Consider the following 14,111-nt stretch of genomic DNA (forward strand, 5'->3'; position numbering starts at 1 on the left):
TATTAAAATAAACTAGACAAAGCTGATTCAAATCCTATATTTGCCGCGTAGGCACTCATAATACATGGCTTCCAAATTATACGACAGCACACAACTCGATTTATACAGAAACCGATCCAAGTTTAAATGGGTGGTTTTGGCTATTTCTATAGTTATTAGCATCGTTTCGATTTATTATACCAATGTGCTGGTTGAACAAATCAAGTCAAGAGAAGAGAAGCTGATCGCATTATATGCAAATACTTTAGAGTACTTTGCTAACCAAGAGAATAACTCCGATCTCAATTTTATATTCGACGAAATCATCCTTTCTAATAAGTCTATACCCGTGGTGATGGCTGATGAATTGGGTAATCCTTTGGAATATAAAAACATCGCTGCTGCAGATAAGGCAGCCACCAGAAAAGAACGCAATCGAATTTTGCTAAAAGAAATTCGTGAAATGGAAGAGGAACATGAGCCATTGTTGGTCACACTTAGGCGAGACGGGAGTATTACGGGATATCAATTCATTTATTATAAAAATTCATTGCTCCTAACTCAGCTCAAATATTATCCACTTACACAGCTTTTTGTTATAGGTATTTTTGGCATGATCGCCTTTTTGATTTTCAATTATTCTAAAACTGCCGAACAAAATAAAGTATGGGTCGGTTTGGCCAAGGAGACAGCGCACCAGCTAGGCACGCCTTTGTCATCGTTGATGGCATGGGTGGAATACCTCAAGTCCGACGAAAAGCTCAAAGACATGGACATGATCGTTGAATTGGAAAAGGATGTTGAGCGCCTGAATATGATTACTTCGCGGTTCTCAAACATTGGCTCAGAACCCATTCTTGAAAGCACCAATGTATACGATTTGATAGAAGAGACATTGAGCTATCTGAAAAGGAGAATTTCCACTAGAGTGGAATTCACGCTGGTTTGTTTCCCAAATCGAGATCTGGAAGCAAACATAAACAAACCACTTTTTGAATGGGTTATAGAAAACCTTTGTAAAAATGCTGTGGATGCCATGGGAGGAGAAGGCAAGATTCATATCAAAGTATTGAAAGCAAATGAAGGTCATGTGATAATAGATATTTCGGACACGGGCAAGGGCATGACAAAAGCCGGAATTCAAAAAATCTTTCAACCTGGGTATACCACCAAAAAACGTGGATGGGGACTTGGATTGACATTAGTTAAAAGGATTATAGAAAACTATCATAAAGGAAAAATCCATGTAAAACGTTCGGATGTGAATCGTGGAACCACCTTCAGAATTTCATTAAAATCATAATCAATTAAAAAGAAATGCGATACTTGGGGAAAAACTAATTATTACCTTAACTTCGCACTTTGAAAAAACAGGACACAATTTTTCATTGAAATAAACAATCAAGAAATGGCAAATAGTGGTAAAATCACACAAGTAATTGGCCCAGTAGTTGACGTAAGCTTCGAAGCTGATGGTGCTAAAGTTCCTAATATTTTGGATGCGTTATACGTAATCAAACAAAATGGACAAAAAGTAGTGTTGGAATGCCAGCAGCACTTAGGCGAAGACAGAGTTAGAACTATCGCGATGGAAGGTACCGAAGGATTGACCAGAGGTATGGAAGTTATCGATACTGGCGCGGCAATTACTATGCCTATCGGAGAAGATATTAAAGGTCGTTTGTTCAACGTAATCGGTGAAGCCATCGATGGTATTGAGCAGCCAAAAGGAGAAAAGTCTCTGCCTATTCACAGACCAGCTCCTGCATTTGAAGACTTGTCTACTTCTACAGAAGTATTATTTACAGGTATCAAAGTAATTGACTTGATTGAGCCTTATTCAAAAGGTGGAAAAATTGGTTTGTTTGGTGGTGCTGGTGTTGGTAAAACGGTTTTGATTCAGGAATTGATTAACAACATCGCCAAAGGACACGGTGGACTTTCAGTATTTGCTGGTGTTGGTGAAAGAACAAGAGAAGGAAACGATTTGCTTCGTGAGATGATTGAGTCTGGTATCGTAAACTACGGTGACGACTTCTTGAAGTCTATGGAAGAAGGCGGATGGGATCTTTCTAAAGTAGATAAAAAAGCATTAGGTGATTCGAAAGCTACTTTCGTTTTCGGTCAGATGAACGAGCCTCCTGGGGCAAGAGCTAGAGTGGCACTTTCTGGTCTTACGGTAGCGGAATACTTCAGAGATGGTGATGGTGAAGGAGAAGGAAAAGATATTCTTTTCTTCGTCGATAACATCTTTAGATTTACACAGGCTGGATCTGAGGTGTCTGCACTTTTAGGTCGTATGCCATCTGCGGTAGGTTATCAGCCTACGTTGGCTACTGAGATGGGAGCTATGCAGGAAAGAATTACTTCTACAAAGAGAGGATCTATTACATCAGTTCAGGCTGTTTACGTACCTGCTGATGATTTAACTGACCCTGCTCCTGCAACTACATTTGCTCACTTGGACGCGACTACAGTACTTTCAAGAAAAATTTCTGAGCTAGGTATTTACCCAGCGGTGGATCCATTGGATTCTACTTCTAGAATTTTGTCTGAAGAGATTGTAGGAGCTGAGCACTACGGATGTGCACAGCGAGTAATTGAGATTCTTCAGAGATATAAAGAACTTCAGGATATCATTGCTATTCTTGGTATGGACGAATTGTCTGATGAAGACAAGCAAGTAGTACATAGAGCAAGAAGGGTACAGAGATTCCTTTCGCAGCCATTCCACGTAGCAGAGCAGTTTACCGGTTTGCAAGGCGTATTGGTTGATATTAAAGACACCATCAAAGGATTTAATATGATCATGGATGGTGAATTGGATCACTTGCCAGAAGCTGCCTTTAACTTAGTAGGTGGAATTGAGCAAGCGGTTGAAAAAGGCGAAAAATTATTGGCTGAAGCTAAATAATTCAGACTATGTATTTAGAAATAATCACACCAGACGAAAACGTTTTTGAAGGAGAGGTAGAATCTGCCATGTTTCCTGGAAGCGACGGCTCGTTTCAGGTTCTTAACGATCACGCCCCCTTGGTTAGTTCTGTAGGGAAAGGTGACGTAAAGATCATAAAACTGCATGACAAGAAAACCGAAGAGATACATTTCAGTATCGATGGCGGAGTGGTCGAAGTACTAAACAACAAAATTTTAGTATTAGCCGAGTCTATCGGAGAGTAAAGTCAGGTGTAAAAATATAAGGGAAGCCATGAATTTTAATTCATGGCTTTTTTTGTGCCTAATCTATTCTATCAGGCTTCAAAATAGCTCATCGGTTTATGAATTTTTTTGTATCTTGTTGACCAACTATCTAATCTAATTTAAACGACTACTAATTAGAATTACATGTCAGGCAGAACAGCATTGATCGTAGGCGCCACCGGCTTGGTTGGCAGAGAGCTCTTAAACGTGCTTTTAGAGAATGATCATTACTCGAAAATATTAATTGTAGGGAGGAGTTCTCCTGGGGTGAAAGATAATCGAATCGAAGAGCTGCTCATCAGTTTTGATGACCTAGCCAACTATAAAGATAAAATTTCAGCCAACGATTATTATTGTTGCATAGGGACTACCATGGAAGTGGCTAAGTCGAAAGAAGCATTTTATCGAGTCGACTATACTTATGTAATGGAGCTGGCAAAAATGTCTAAGGAAGATCCTGCCTGTGATCAGTTTCATGTCGTTTCATCCTACGGGGCAAATGCCCAATCTGGGCTTTTCTATAACGCCGTAAAAGGTCAGGTAGAAGATGCCTTAAAAGAATTGAATCTTAGAGCGTTACATATATTCCAGCCTTCCCTTTTATTGGGCTATAGAAAGAATTTTAGACTTTGGGAAGAATTGGCTAAAGTGGCTTCAGGTGTATTGTCCTTCTTTATAATAGGCTCACGATTGAAATTTTGGGCAATTGAAGGCGCTGAAGTAGCGAAATCTATGTTCTATGTGGCCTTGAGTGGTGAGACAGGTACACACGTACACAAGCCACTCGAAATGAAACGAATAGCACACACCAAAGAATACAAAGGTGATAACAGTGTTACAGCGGACGTCTGAAGCGTCAGTACAAATCAATCATGAAGTAGTAGGGCAAATCGAGGCAGGGTTGATGATTCTGCTTGGCATCGAAGAGGCAGATAGTCAAGAAGACATAAACTGGCTTACTCGCAAAATCTGTAATCTCAGAATCTTTGATGATGAGTTTGGAATCATGAATAAAAGTGTGCTGGACGTGGAGGGTGATATTTTACTCATCAGCCAGTTTACTTTGCATGCCAGTACGAAGAAGGGCAATCGTCCATCCTACATCAAAGCAGCCAAACCAGAAATTGCCATCCCGTTATACGAGAAGTTTATCGAGCAGCTGGAAATGGAATTGGGAAAATCTATTCAAACTGGTGAGTTTGGAGCAGATATGAAAGTGAGTTTGACCAATGATGGGCCGGTAACGATTATGATCGACTCCAAAAACAAACGATGATGACCATAGAAGAAGCACAGGAACTAGTAGATGATTGGATCAAAAAGCATGGAGGCTACTTCAGCGAGTTGACCAATTTGGCTGTGCTGACTGAGGAGGTAGGCGAATTGGCCCGTATCATTTCCCGCAAGTACGGCGATCAGTCCTTCAAAGACAAAGAGGCAGAGGCTGACTTGGGAGACGAACTAGCGGATGTGTTTTGGGTAGTGATATGTTTAGCCAATCAAACTGGCATAGACCTGACCAAAGCCCTAGAGAAAAACGTGCAAAAGAAAACCAAACGAGACTCCAAGCGCCACAAGGAAAACAAAAAGCTTTGGAAACAGAAGCCGCCGGAGAATTAGAACGGGGTTGCTTGCAGGTCTTGTGACCAACAAGCTGCTAAGTTTACTAATGAGCTGAAACCCACCCCAAAATCATCTCCAACAGTTCTTCCTTCTTTACATCATTATGAGGCTCATGCTTGATGCCTTCCCATTGAAAGTAAGTAGCAGCCTCTCCGATATTTTGAGCAAATGCTTTTGAAGCACTAGGCGAAGTAATTGGGTCTTCGGTACCGTGATAGATCAATAATGGAATCTTATTCTTGTGCGTGTTTTCCAAAGTCCAAAGCCCTTCACGATAAGCTTCTGTAAAAAGCCGAGTAGATATTTTACCATGAACCAAAGGGTCGTTTTTGTAAGCTTGATTAACCTCATCATCATTGGTTAGATTATTGATATCTAGCTGGTTGGACTGGGTCAGAGATGGTAAGAACTTGGAAACAAATTTCGCCATGTTAACCTGCCAACTGGGCGGCTCTTGGGCCAGAGCAAGCCAAGGTGAAGAGATGATAGCACCTGTTAATTCATTGGTGTTCTTTTTTAAGACGTAGTTGCTGACAATATTACCACCCAGGCTATGACCATAGAGAAAGAGTGGTGTGTCATTGTACTCTGCGCGTGCATACATCAACAGCTCTTCTACATCGTCCAGTAGCATATCATGTGATGGCGTATGACCACGCTTGCCTTCGGATTGCCCATGTCCACGAAGGTCTGTAGCAAAAAAAGAAATCTGGTTGTCATTAAGAAATTGAGCGACGTGCTCATATCTTCCAATGTGCTCACCCAAACCATGAACTAAGCAAATCGCTGCTTTAGGATTCTTAACGAGCCATTCACGTCCATATAATGAAGTACCATCTTTTGCCGTAAGGATGAAATTTTCTACTTCTTCCATTCAGATTATTTTTTGTTGGCAAGATAGACACCCACCAATACAATCCCAATTCCAACGATCTGATAAACATTGAGCAATTCGCCATCGATCAATCCCCAGCCAATGGCTACAATCGGGATCACATAAGTGACCGAACTAGCGAAAATGGGAGAGGCGGTTTTCACCAATTTATTGAAAATAACTAGTGCCATCGCTGTACCGATTAATGCAAGCGTAGAGACGTAAGCTAAACCAGACAAGAACTGCGGGTCTGTGCCAACTTTATCCAAAAAATCTGTTGCGATAAGCAGATAGCCTAAACTAATCGGACTCACCAAAGTGAAAGAAATGGCTGTAATATGGATAGAGCGAATATCCGTAAGAAAGTGTTTGATCAGATTAACACTGATGCCGTACATGATGGTAGCAGCTATTACAAACAGCGCATAAAGATTGACACCTGACAAATCAAAATAGGCACCACCCAACATGATGAATGAACAACCCATAAAACCAATAGCAATTCCTATGGCATTGACAGTTTTGATTTTGTGGTGAAAAAACACCAAACCGATCAGCAAGACAAATACGGGAGTCATCGCATTAATCACTCCGGTGATCGCACTTTCGAGTTGAGTTTGAGCAATGGCAAATAAAATAGCAGGCAGCAAACTGCCTACAAACCCAACTAAGAAAAGAGTAGGCAATTTTTTACTATCGATCTTTTTCAGAACTGGAATAGCGAAAGGGGACAACCCTATAAAGGCAATAAACATTCTAAGCGTACCGACTTCACCAGCAGAGAAAGTCAAGAGACTTTTTTTGATCAGAATGAATGAGCTCCCCCATATTAATGCCAACAGAATGAGTAACAGCCAAGAGACAAGCCCTGGCGAATTTTGGTCTTCACTCATTGAGTCACCAAGCTTGCATTCTGAAAGACATCTTCTACTTCGTCGAGGATACTCGAGGTAGCTTCAAATGTTGGGGATTCAACCAATCGTGCTCTGAAAGGTTTAAATCCATGAATTCCACGGAAATAGTTGGTGTAGTGACGTCGCATTTCGAAAATCCCTTTTTTCTCTCCTTTCCATTCAATAGAGAATTTCAAATGGCTACGAACCGCATCCATTCTTTCTGACAAAGTCGGAGGAGCAAGCTCTTCTCCAGTTTTGAAGTAGTGTTTGATCTGATTGAAAATCCAAGGATTTCCGATGGCTGCACGGCCGATCATAATGCCGTCTACACCATATTGTTCACGATATTGTTTGGCTTTTTGTGGAGAATCTATGTCGCCATTACCAAAAATGGGAATATGAATATCAGGATGGTTCTTGACTTCGGCAATTGGGTTCCAATCTGCCTCGCCTTTGTACATCTGTTGTCGGGTTCTTCCGTGTATACTGAGCGCTTGAATGCCAACATCTTGTAGGCGTTTAGCTACCTCTACAATTTTGATGGTGTCATGATCCCAGCCCAGGCGAGTTTTGACTGTCACGGGTTTACTCACGCGTTTCACGATTTCCTCAGTCATTTTTTGCATCTTAGGAAGGTCCAGTAAGATGCCAGCACCAGCGCCTTTACACGCTACTTTTTTCACCGGACAGCCATAGTTGATGTCAACCAGTTCGGGATTGGCCTCCTCAGCAATTGCGGCTGCTTCACGCATGGATTCTATTTTTTCACCAAAAATCTGAATGCCGATGGGCCGTTCGTAGTCGTAAATGTCGAGTTTTTGAATACTCTTGGCTGCATCTCGAATGAGTGCTTCTGACGAAATAAATTCTGTATACATCAGGTCAGCTCCGTTTTCTTTGCATACCGCACGAAATGGAGGATCACTTACGTCTTCCATAGGCGCTAGCAAAAGCGGGAAGTCTCCTAATTCTATATCGCCAATTTTTACCATTGTATTTTCTTTGGGCAATCGGAGTGTAATTTTTGTTTATTCCAAATATCCGATCATTTTTGCTGCAAATTTAATCCATTTATGGCCAATTCACTACATAGTAACCGAAGCCCACTCTCATTATTGTTGTTACTAGTATTGCTAAGTCTAGGTACTTATTTAGTGGCGCCTATGGTTTTCATGCTGATTGGAGTAGAAGCTTTGGGGATTTCATTTGATCAGTTTATGCGAAATATAGCGTCAGGAAATACAGACCCTTCAGGACAGCTGGTCTTATTAACCGTTCAAGGCGTTTCAGCGGTACTGAGCTTCATAGTTGTGCCAGCCCTGTTTATTAGAAAATTTGAGTCTGGCCGACTTGATAATTATTTTCATTCCAAGTTTATCAATCTTAATGCTATTGCCATAACAATAGGGTTGACCATGTCCTTGATGGTAGTCAATAGCTTGTTGATTGAGTGGAATATGAGTGTTGAGTTTCCTGAGAGCTTGGCTGCCACTTTTGATCAAATGGAAGAGCAGGGGAAATTGATGACTGAATACCTGACTGATTTTTATTCCTTTCCTTATTTCTTGTTGACAATGCTAGTAGTGGCAGTGGTGCCTGCTATTGGCGAGGAGTTACTTTTTAGAGGGTTGATACAAAAATATTTGCAAAGAGTCTGGGGTAACCCTCATGTGGCCATTTGGGTAACCGCCATGTTTTTCAGTGCTTTTCATATGCAGTTTTATGGGTTTGTTCCCAGGATGGCTCTGGGTGCATTTTTTGGTTATCTTTTTTATTATTCAGGAAATCTATGGTATGCGTCCATTGCGCACTTTGTGAATAATGGGTTGACACTACTGATGATCTACTTATTTCAACAAGGCGTAGTGGAATTTGATATTGAAAGTACCGAATCCATGTCTATTTGGTCAACATTAGCTTACGTAATTATTGGAGGGATTCTGTTTGTTTTGTTCAGAAAACAATTTCATATTACAGATAATTTGAAAAATGAGTAATTGGCAAAAAGTTTTTTCAGACAAACATGAATATCGCGCAGACATCGTCGTCGCAGTGCTTCAGGATTCTGGGCTTCAGCCAGTAATGGTCAATAAAAAAGACGCCGCCTACCAGTTTGGCCATTTTGAAGTATTGGTAGCACCTGACCATGTACTCAGGGCAATTAAGATCATAGAGAATGACATCGAATTCAAGTAAGTTTTCAGACCTCGCTAAAAGATTGGTCACCGGATTAATAGGAGCGTTCGTCGTCTTATTTGCAATCGCTTTTCATGAATATGGCTTTTTTGTTGTTTTCCTCATCCTTTGTGTGTTGACTCAGTGGGAGTTTTATAAGTTGATTATAGCCAATGGCATAGTGCCTCTTCGGACCTTTGGTACCATCATGGGCGTCATTTTATACACCATGATTTATTTAGTGGAAAAAGGAACGTTACATTTTGATGCCTTTTTCATGATTTTGCCATTCAGTTCCACGATCTTTTTTATCAAGCTTTATAAAAAAGACGAAAAGAAACCATTTACCAATATTGCCTTTACCTTCCTAGGAATAATCTACGTCGCATTACCATTTTCACTTCTCAGTGTAGCGGCATTTATTTTGGATCATTATAGCTATCAAATCATCATTGGTATCTTTTTAATTCTTTGGGCGAGTGATACAGGGGCTTACTTTGCAGGCATCCAATTCGGTAGAAGAAAACTTTTTGAAAGAGTCTCCCCTAAAAAATCTTGGGAGGGGAGCGTAGGAGGAGCTTGTCTGTCATTGGCTTTTGCTATTGGCATGTCTTTCTATTTTACAGATTTAGAACTTTGGCATTGGATAGTAATTTCTATCATTACTGTAATTACAGGTACCTACGGAGATTTGGTTGAATCGCTGTTTAAAAGGAGTATGGACATCAAAGATTCAGGGCGAAGGTTGCCTGGTCATGGTGGCTTTCTGGATAGATTCGATGGATTATTGTTATCCATTCCATTCATCATCATTTTCTTGAAGTTTTTTGTGCAAGAATGAGTGAATATTGAGGGTAAATCCTGTTTTCATTGGATGAATGTGTAATTTTGCCTACCGAAAAATGACAACACAAAACACTTAAAATGGCATATATAGAACCGGCTCCGATCAAGGATAAAGAAAATCCTTTCGAGTCAATGATGTCGAGATTTCATATCGCGGCACAAGCATTAGGGCTTGACGACGAAATTTATAATGTACTTAAGTCTCCATATAAGCAGGCCATCGTTTCGTTGCCTGTCACTATGGACGACGGTTCAATCAAAGTTTTCGAAGGTTATCGAGTGATTCACTCCAACATCTTAGGCCCATCTAAGGGTGGTGTAAGATTTGACATGGGTGTGAACTTGGACGAGGTGAAAGCATTAGCAGCCTGGATGACTTGGAAATGTGCGGTAGTAGATATCCCTTACGGTGGAGCCAAAGGCGGAATCAAATGTGATCCGAGATCTATGTCTCCTGGAGAAATCGAAAGATTGACCAGAGCTTATACGCAAAATATGCACGAAATCTTTGGGCCAGACAGAGATATCCCTGCACCAGATATGGGAACCGGACCGAGAGAAATGGCTTGGATGATGGATGAATATTCACGTGCGCAAGGTATGACGGTAAATGCCGTGGTGACTGGAAAACCAATCGTTTTGGGAGGTTCTTTAGGCAGGACTGAGGCCACTGGCCGTGGGGTAATGATCTCTGCTTTGGCAGCGATGGAAAAAATGAAAATCAACCCTTTCAACGCCAAGTGTGCGATTCAGGGGTTTGGTAATGTAGGTTCTTGGGCTGGTAAGTTGCTTGAGGAAAGAGGAGTGAGCATTGTAGCAATCAGTGATGTGTCTGGTGCTTATTTCAATGATGGCGGCATCAACATGAACGAAGCCATTGCCTACAGAGATAACAATAAAGGTCAATTGGAGGGCTTCCCTGGAGCTGAAAAAATTGATGCAAATGAGTTGTTGCTTTTAGAAGTGGATGTCTTGATTCCAGCTGCGAAGGAAGATGTGATCACATTTGACAATGCAGGCAAGATCAGAGCTAAATTAATAGTGGAAGGAGCAAACGGTCCTACTTCAGCTAGAGCGGATGCTATTCTATTAGAAAATGATGTACTAGCTGTTCCAGATATTTTGGCGAATGCTGGTGGCGTGACCGTATCTTATTTCGAGTGGGTGCAAAACCGATTGGGATATAAGTGGACGCGCGAAAGAGTGAATCGTAGATCTGACAGGATTATGAAGACTTCTTTCAACAAAGTATATGAAACTGCTCAGGAATATGAAGTGTCCTTGAGAATTGCAGCCTATATTGTGGCTATCGAAAAAGTATCGACAACCTATAAATATAGAGGAGGGTTTTAAATCTTCTCGTCTTTTCACTACTATGACCATTCACAAGGAAGGATACAAAATTTTATTTGTGCTATTGTGCGTATTGGCTTTAGCCAATTATGCGGTGAGGTATTATATGCCCACCAATGAGCTAGCACAGCAAATGGCATTAATCGTGAGTTTGATTGTTTATCTATTGGTACTACAATTTTTTAGAAACCCAAGGATTTCAGTTGAGCAGAACGAAAATGTGATCCTGGCACCCGCTGACGGCAAGGTAGTAGTGATTGAAAACACAGAGGAAGGGGAGTATTTCAAATCTGAGCGTAAGCAAATTTCGATTTTTATGTCTCCCCTCAATGTACACGTTTGTCGAACGCCTGCAGCTGGACTCGTGAAATTTTTCAAATACCACGCAGGTAAATATCTGGTGGCCTGGCATCCCAAGTCAAGCACCGAGAATGAGCGAACCACTATGGTAGTGGAACTAGCCAATGGAGTAGAAATTTTAGTGCGCCAAATCGCTGGAGCTGTTGCCCGAAGAATCAAATGGTACGTGTCTGAAGATCAAAAACTACAGCAAGGCCAAGAATACGGTTTCATCAAATTCGGTTCCAGGTTAGACGTTTTTCTTCCAGTAGACGCTGAGATCAATGTGAAGATCAATGATGTGACCAAAGGAGGAAAGACTGTGATTGCTACGCTGAAGTAGAAGTTCAGATTCCAAGTTTTGAAAAACCTACGAACCTATCTTGAATTCCAATTGAGTAAGCTTCGAAAGTCAGAAAGTTGGGTGTACTTAATAATCTTAATAGCTGGATTTTTAGCTGCATTGAGTAAGTACGGATTGATTTCCACATTACAAACGTTGTTTATATTCGTGTCTGCACTTGTATTAGCTATTGTAATTTCAGATTTGGCAATTAAAATATTCTGGAAGAGGAGGAGGCAAAGTAGCGACCTGGATATTGGGAAAAGAATGTTTTCAAATATATTATTATTTGCAATGACACTTACTCATATTGTACTGAATAACTTGTGGATCACCAAATATTCATTATCTATTGGGGTGTTTTTTGGAGCACTAATTGTGTTTTTATCAACTGTCATTTCGCAAGGAATTCGACGATAGTCGGATGACTGGAGAAATCTTATTAGTTTCTGGCAGTCTGCAAGTCGGTGAGGAGATTCCTTCGCAGAGCTACGGAATGACTTTTTTCCTTTAAGACATATTCTTCAAATTCACCACTTCCTTCGGAGTCAAGTTTCTCCATTTGCCTTTAGGTAGTTCTTTTTTGGTGAGTTGACCATACATGGTTCTGTCCAGCTTTACTACTTCGTATTCGAAGTGCTCAAATATTCTTCTCACGATTCTGTTTTTCCCAACATGGATTTGTACGCCGATCGATTTTTTGTCTGGCGTAAGGATGGCGATGTCATCCACTTTCACTTCTCCGTCTTCTAGTTTGATACCTTTGGCGATTTGCTCAAAATGATAAGCAGTGATAGGCTTGTCGAGTTCTACCTGGTAGATTTTTTTGATCTTATAAGAAGGATGCGTAAGTTTCTGCGAAAGATCACCATCGTTGGTGAAAAGGAGCAGACCTGTTGTATTTCTATCCAATCTACCCACAGGATAAATTCTAGACTCAGTCGAGCCTTTGATCAGCTGCATCACCGTCTTGCGATTTTCGGGATCATCCATAGTGGTGATGTAGTCCTTTGGCTTATTCAATAGAATGTAAGCGTAGTTCTGAGGTTTGATCACTTTGCCGTTGAATTTCACTTCGTCACCATGCTCTACTTTAGTGCCAAGCTCGGTCACTACTTTATCGTTGATTTTTATTTTGCCTTCTGCTATTAGGAGGTCAGCATCTCGTCGAGAGCAAATGCCTGCATTGGATATGAATTTATTTAACCTGGCTGGATAGCTAAGTGTTTCCGTTTTTGGTTCAGGTTTGTTTGGTCGGCCTTTGGGATTTGTTCTCTTTCGCATGATGATAATTCTTGGTGCAAAAGTAGGCAAAAGGGTTTAGAAAGGGTTCTTAGATTTCGGCGCAATCATTTCAACATTTCCAATGTTGCTGTTCTCTTAGCCGAAAGCGGCTGTGGACTTTGCTGCATTTTGAATTAAAACTTTGGAAAAGTTATATCCCCGTTGACCTGGCTTGAGACAACTCCATTAAAATTCTAAATTAGTAGACTATAATAGAAGGTGAAATGCTACTCTTTTTCGTCTCCGATTTCGTTTTCTTTATTTTCGAAATCCTTAAGTGTGGGTAATTCGCTTAGGTCATTGATGCCGAAATAATCAATGAAGTTTTGGCTGGTGCCATAAATGAGTGGTCGACCGACTGCATCTGACTTGCCCTTGATCTCAATCAATTCTTTTTCCAAAAGCTTATGCACAGAATAATCGCAGTTGACTCCGCGAATCTGCTCCATCTCCCCTTTTGTTATGGGCTGGCGATAAGCAATGATGGACAAAGTTTCGAGCGCAGAATTGGATAAACGTTTCTTGGATTGTTGTTTAAGGAGAATTCCAATGCTGGCTTGATAGGCTGGTTTGGTTAGAAATTGAAAACCACCGCCACTTTGTACAGGTTCGAAGGCATACTCATCACTTTTATACTTCTCTTGCAGTTTGGCTATCGCATCATGAATGTCTTTCAACGGCACCTCCGCTTCAAACATTTCAGTTAGGCAATCTTTTACTTCTTTGTCCGTAATGGGTTTCTGCGAACAAAAAATAAGTGCCTCGATATGATTAGCTAAAAAATCCAATTAACTGCTTTGCTTCAGTTTAGAATCTATTGACAAAGTGGTATGAGGGACTGCACGCAATCTCTCCTTGCTGATCAATTTTCCACTTTCTTTGCAGATCCCGTAAGTTCCATTTTTGATGCGAATCAAAGCATTTTCTAAGTTGGTCATGAATTTTTGCTGTCTTGCAGCTAATTGGTTCAGACTTTCTTTTTCTGCGGTATCTGCACCGTCTTCCAGTGTTTTGACATTGCCGAATGTACTGTCAGTACCTGAGTCTCCACTTCTAGTCAAAGACTCTTTGATGTATTTCAATTCGCTTTTTGCTTTGTCAAGTTTTCCAACGATCAGCTCTTCGAATTCAGCTAGTTCCTCTTTGGAATATCTTGTTTTCTCTCCATTGCTCATAGTTATAGCATTTTAATCCAAGG

The 14,111-nt window shown here is 40.8% G+C and carries 17 protein-coding genes; 11 read left to right on the forward strand and 6 right to left on the reverse strand.

The features are described from left to right. Positions 1 to 64 precede the first annotated feature (64 nt). The 6 genes from ABJH98_RS16295 (at position 65) to ABJH98_RS16320 (ending at position 4,800) form a co-directional block, all read left to right on the forward strand. Positions 65 to 1,282 carry a HAMP domain-containing sensor histidine kinase gene (locus ABJH98_RS16295; protein WP_348308767.1) on the forward strand — a complete coding sequence of 406 codons (1,218 nt, stop codon included), beginning with the start codon at positions 65 to 67 and terminating at the stop codon, positions 1,280 to 1,282. Positions 1,283 to 1,387: 105 nt separating this feature from the next. Beyond that, positions 1,388 to 2,893: a F0F1 ATP synthase subunit beta gene (gene atpD, locus ABJH98_RS16300; protein ID WP_348308768.1), complete on the forward strand. Its 1,506-nt coding sequence runs from the start codon at positions 1,388 to 1,390 to the stop codon at positions 2,891 to 2,893. Positions 2,894 to 2,901: 8 nt separating this feature from the next. Next, the gene (gene atpC / locus ABJH98_RS16305) at positions 2,902 to 3,159 is read left to right on the forward strand and encodes an ATP synthase F1 subunit epsilon (RefSeq protein ID WP_348308769.1); all 258 of its coding nucleotides are present in this window, start codon (positions 2,902 to 2,904) and stop codon (positions 3,157 to 3,159) included. A 165-nt stretch (positions 3,160 to 3,324) separates the two neighbouring features. Further along, positions 3,325 to 4,032: an NAD-dependent epimerase/dehydratase family protein gene (locus ABJH98_RS16310; protein ID WP_348308770.1), complete on the forward strand. Its 708-nt coding sequence runs from the start codon at positions 3,325 to 3,327 to the stop codon at positions 4,030 to 4,032. Beyond that, the gene (gene dtd / locus ABJH98_RS16315) at positions 4,004 to 4,456 is read left to right on the forward strand and encodes a D-aminoacyl-tRNA deacylase (RefSeq protein WP_348308771.1); all 453 of its coding nucleotides are present in this window, start codon (positions 4,004 to 4,006) and stop codon (positions 4,454 to 4,456) included. Before ABJH98_RS16310 ends, dtd begins: the two co-directional genes overlap by 29 nt. Continuing rightward, entirely contained in the window at positions 4,456 to 4,800 is a 345-nt protein-coding gene (locus ABJH98_RS16320; RefSeq protein WP_348308772.1) for a nucleotide pyrophosphohydrolase, read from the forward strand. The genes dtd and ABJH98_RS16320 overlap by 1 nt, the downstream gene beginning before the upstream one ends. 46 nt (positions 4,801 to 4,846) lie before the next feature. Here the strand turns inward: ABJH98_RS16320 and ABJH98_RS16325 are convergent, their stop codons facing one another. From ABJH98_RS16325 to dusB, 3 genes are read right to left on the reverse strand one after another with little or no spacing between them, the layout of a single operon-like run. Beyond that, positions 4,847 to 5,677 (reverse strand): lysophospholipase, encoded by an 831-nt coding sequence (locus ABJH98_RS16325; RefSeq protein ID WP_348308773.1) that lies wholly within the window; start codon positions 5,675 to 5,677, stop codon positions 4,847 to 4,849. 5 nt (positions 5,678 to 5,682) lie between these two features. Beyond that, the gene (locus ABJH98_RS16330; protein ID WP_348308774.1) at positions 5,683 to 6,570 is read right to left on the reverse strand and encodes a DMT family transporter; all 888 of its coding nucleotides are present in this window, start codon (positions 6,568 to 6,570) and stop codon (positions 5,683 to 5,685) included. After that, the gene (gene dusB, locus ABJH98_RS16335) at positions 6,567 to 7,565 is read right to left on the reverse strand and encodes a tRNA dihydrouridine synthase DusB (protein ID WP_348309099.1); all 999 of its coding nucleotides are present in this window, start codon (positions 7,563 to 7,565) and stop codon (positions 6,567 to 6,569) included. Before dusB ends, ABJH98_RS16330 begins: the two co-directional genes overlap by 4 nt. An 81-nt stretch (positions 7,566 to 7,646) precedes the next feature. On the opposite strand from dusB, the gene ABJH98_RS16340 reads away from it, so the two are divergent. The 5 genes from ABJH98_RS16340 to ABJH98_RS16360 all read left to right on the forward strand — a co-directional run bounded on the left by ABJH98_RS16340 (position 7,647) and on the right by ABJH98_RS16360 (position 11,629). Next, positions 7,647 to 8,570 (forward strand): CPBP family intramembrane glutamic endopeptidase, encoded by a 924-nt coding sequence (locus tag ABJH98_RS16340; protein ID WP_348308775.1) that lies wholly within the window; start codon positions 7,647 to 7,649, stop codon positions 8,568 to 8,570. Then, complete coding sequence (locus ABJH98_RS16345) at positions 8,563 to 8,769, forward strand: hypothetical protein (RefSeq protein WP_348308776.1); 207 nt, start codon at positions 8,563 to 8,565, stop codon at positions 8,767 to 8,769. Before ABJH98_RS16340 ends, ABJH98_RS16345 begins: the two co-directional genes overlap by 8 nt. Beyond that, the gene (locus tag ABJH98_RS16350; protein ID WP_348308777.1) at positions 8,750 to 9,589 is read left to right on the forward strand and encodes a phosphatidate cytidylyltransferase; all 840 of its coding nucleotides are present in this window, start codon (positions 8,750 to 8,752) and stop codon (positions 9,587 to 9,589) included. The genes ABJH98_RS16345 and ABJH98_RS16350 overlap by 20 nt, the downstream gene beginning before the upstream one ends. A gap of 83 nt (positions 9,590 to 9,672) precedes the next feature. Then, positions 9,673 to 10,947: a Glu/Leu/Phe/Val dehydrogenase gene (locus tag ABJH98_RS16355; protein ID WP_348308778.1), complete on the forward strand. Its 1,275-nt coding sequence runs from the start codon at positions 9,673 to 9,675 to the stop codon at positions 10,945 to 10,947. A 22-nt stretch (positions 10,948 to 10,969) separates the two neighbouring features. Then, positions 10,970 to 11,629 carry a phosphatidylserine decarboxylase family protein gene (locus tag ABJH98_RS16360; protein WP_348308779.1) on the forward strand — a complete coding sequence of 220 codons (660 nt, stop codon included), beginning with the start codon at positions 10,970 to 10,972 and terminating at the stop codon, positions 11,627 to 11,629. 510 nt (positions 11,630 to 12,139) lie between these two features. On the opposite strand, the gene ABJH98_RS16365 is transcribed toward ABJH98_RS16360, so the two are convergent. From ABJH98_RS16365 to ABJH98_RS16375, 3 genes are all read right to left on the reverse strand, one after another. Continuing rightward, on the reverse strand, positions 12,140 to 12,913 hold the full coding sequence (locus tag ABJH98_RS16365; RefSeq protein ID WP_348308780.1) for a pseudouridine synthase: 774 nt from the start codon (positions 12,911 to 12,913) through the stop codon (positions 12,140 to 12,142). Between the two features lie 227 nt (positions 12,914 to 13,140). After that, entirely contained in the window at positions 13,141 to 13,701 is a 561-nt protein-coding gene (gene scpB / locus ABJH98_RS16370; RefSeq protein ID WP_348308781.1) for an SMC-Scp complex subunit ScpB, read from the reverse strand. Further along, positions 13,702 to 14,088: a TraR/DksA C4-type zinc finger protein gene (locus ABJH98_RS16375; RefSeq protein WP_348308782.1), complete on the reverse strand. Its 387-nt coding sequence runs from the start codon at positions 14,086 to 14,088 to the stop codon at positions 13,702 to 13,704. Between the last annotated feature and the right edge of the window lie 23 nt (positions 14,089 to 14,111).

Source organism: Reichenbachiella sp., from assembly GCF_039969095.1.
Lineage (GTDB): Bacteria > Bacteroidota > Bacteroidia > Cytophagales > Cyclobacteriaceae > Reichenbachiella.

Coding starts and splice junctions, on each gene's coding strand:
- ABJH98_RS16295 (WP_348308767.1), top strand. CDS start 65: ATGGCTTCCAAATTATACGACAGCACACAACTCGATTTATACAGAAAC.
- atpD (WP_348308768.1), top strand. CDS start 1,388: ATGGCAAATAGTGGTAAAATCACACAAGTAATTGGCCCAGTAGTTGAC.
- atpC (WP_348308769.1), top strand. CDS start 2,902: ATGTATTTAGAAATAATCACACCAGACGAAAACGTTTTTGAAGGAGAG.
- ABJH98_RS16310 (WP_348308770.1), top strand. CDS start 3,325: ATGTCAGGCAGAACAGCATTGATCGTAGGCGCCACCGGCTTGGTTGGC.
- ABJH98_RS16320 (WP_348308772.1), top strand. CDS start 4,456: ATGACCATAGAAGAAGCACAGGAACTAGTAGATGATTGGATCAAAAAG.
- ABJH98_RS16325 (WP_348308773.1), bottom strand. CDS start 5,677: ATGGAAGAAGTAGAAAATTTCATCCTTACGGCAAAAGATGGTACTTCA.
- ABJH98_RS16330 (WP_348308774.1), bottom strand. CDS start 6,570: ATGAGTGAAGACCAAAATTCGCCAGGGCTTGTCTCTTGGCTGTTACTC.
- dusB (WP_348309099.1), bottom strand. CDS start 7,565: ATGGTAAAAATTGGCGATATAGAATTAGGAGACTTCCCGCTTTTGCTA.
- ABJH98_RS16340 (WP_348308775.1), top strand. CDS start 7,647: ATGGCCAATTCACTACATAGTAACCGAAGCCCACTCTCATTATTGTTG.
- ABJH98_RS16345 (WP_348308776.1), top strand. CDS start 8,563: ATGAGTAATTGGCAAAAAGTTTTTTCAGACAAACATGAATATCGCGCA.
- ABJH98_RS16350 (WP_348308777.1), top strand. CDS start 8,750: ATGACATCGAATTCAAGTAAGTTTTCAGACCTCGCTAAAAGATTGGTC.
- ABJH98_RS16355 (WP_348308778.1), top strand. CDS start 9,673: ATGGCATATATAGAACCGGCTCCGATCAAGGATAAAGAAAATCCTTTC.
- ABJH98_RS16360 (WP_348308779.1), top strand. CDS start 10,970: ATGACCATTCACAAGGAAGGATACAAAATTTTATTTGTGCTATTGTGC.
- ABJH98_RS16365 (WP_348308780.1), bottom strand. CDS start 12,913: ATGCGAAAGAGAACAAATCCCAAAGGCCGACCAAACAAACCTGAACCA.
- ABJH98_RS16375 (WP_348308782.1), bottom strand. CDS start 14,088: ATGAGCAATGGAGAGAAAACAAGATATTCCAAAGAGGAACTAGCTGAA.